The sequence below is a fragment of the Paracoccus spongiarum genome (assembly GCF_030732095.1).
GTDB lineage: Bacteria > Pseudomonadota > Alphaproteobacteria > Rhodobacterales > Rhodobacteraceae > Paracoccus > Paracoccus spongiarum.
On record NZ_JAVAMQ010000058.1, the window covers coordinates 1 to 1490 of the forward strand.

The window sequence follows — 1490 nt, forward strand, 5'->3', positions numbered from 1 at the left end:
CGGAACCGACGGTTGAACCGCGCCTGCTGCGCGGCTGGATCAGCCGCTACGATCTGGCGCAGGAGCTTGGCCTCACGGTCGATACGCTGGGGCGCTGGGAGCGGCGGCGGAAGGGTCCGGCCTGTGTCCGCGCCGGTCGCAAGATTTTCTATCGGATGAGCGTGGTGCAGGACTGGTTGCAGTCGCAGGAAATGCCGCGGGTCACCGACGCGAAACCCGGCAAGGCGCGGGGGCGGAAATGAACGCTATGTCCCAGATTCCCGATGCCGCTATCGATCATAGCTCTACGACCGATACTGCCTGCCCGCCGGACTGGCCCGCCCAGCGCCTCTCTGAGGCCCGGGGCATTGTCGCCGATTTCGTCCATCACCCGGACAGCCTGATCATCCTGGACTGCCGCGCCATCGCCGCGCACAGCCCTGAAGATCAGGAACGCCGCGAGGCCTTGGCCCTTGCCGGTCTGCTGATCGCCGTGTCGAACCGCAAAGCGAAAGGTGGTGACGCATGACCCGTCGAACACCCGAGGCCGATATCCAGCGCGCCATTGTCCACACATTGCGGATCGTCCTGCCCCGCGATGCCATCATCCACCATTCCGCCAATGAGGTCGGGTCGGGTGGCAAGGCCGCACGGCAGCGCCAGGCGATCCTGACCGGCATGGGCGTGTTTCCGGGCTTTGCCGATCTGGTCGTCCTGACTGGCGGGCAGGTGTTGTTTCTGGAGGTCAAAAGTCCGTCCGGCAGGCTCAGCCCAGCGCAGAAGGCGTTCCGCGACATGGTGAAAGCCCAGGGCTTTGGCTGGGCGCTGGTCCGCTCCGTCGAGGACGCGCTGGGCGCGCTCGCCGATCACGGCATCACGACGCGCGCCCAAGCGCTAAACCCGCGACGGAGGGCCTGCGCATGAGCCACTACGCGACCAACTGGGCCATCCTGCAGCGTGGGCTGAAGCCCGCCACCAAGATCGTGCTCTGGCATCTCTGCGACCGCCACAATCCGGATTTTGGCTGCTTTCCGACGCAGGCGCGGCTGGCGGCCGATTGCGAGATGTCGGTGTCATCCCTGAACGACCATCTCCGGGCGCTGGAAGAAGCGCGGCTGATCCACCGGGTTCGCTGTCACGATCCGCAGACGCATCGACGCCAGGCGACGCGCTACATCCTCGGCTTCGAAGATCGGTTTCCAGATCCGTCGGACGAAGAAGACGACTGCGCTTCCGAGCCCGACGATGGCGATGACAGCGACGGTCCATGTCCGGATTCCGGAGATGGAGCCATCTCCGAAAAATCGCCAAAGCCATCTCCGAATTTGGCCGGTTTCCATCTCCGAAATTCGGAGACTAACCCTGTAAGAGAACCATTAAGGGAACCAGTAAAGGAGGAGGAGGGCGCGCGAGCGCGCGATGATCGATTTGAAGAGTTTTTTGAAAGGCTGATCGACGCGCTGGGTTTGGACACCGATGCGGGGCTTCCCGGCTGGTGGCAGGGATGGCCA

At 64.1% G+C, this 1490-nt stretch carries 4 protein-coding genes; all 4 read left to right on the plus strand.

All coding sequences use genetic code 11. The annotated features are described in order from the left end of the window. Nucleotides 1-242 (plus strand): helix-turn-helix transcriptional regulator (locus Q5Y72_RS19620; protein ID WP_371930871.1); only part of this gene is annotated, 242 nt, incomplete at its 5' end. Between the two features lie 5 nt (nucleotides 243-247). After that, nucleotides 248-508, plus strand: a complete 261-nt coding sequence (locus Q5Y72_RS19625) for a hypothetical protein (protein ID WP_305965069.1) — start codon at nucleotides 248-250, stop codon at nucleotides 506-508. Then, nucleotides 505-903 (plus strand): VRR-NUC domain-containing protein, encoded by a 399-nt coding sequence (locus tag Q5Y72_RS19630; protein ID WP_282602441.1) that lies wholly within the window; start codon nucleotides 505-507, stop codon nucleotides 901-903. Before Q5Y72_RS19625 ends, Q5Y72_RS19630 begins: the two co-directional genes overlap by 4 nt. Beyond that, the coding region (locus Q5Y72_RS19635; protein ID WP_305965070.1) for a helix-turn-helix domain-containing protein at nucleotides 900-1490 on the plus strand (591 nt) is incomplete at its 3' end. The genes Q5Y72_RS19630 and Q5Y72_RS19635, both read left to right, overlap by 4 nt.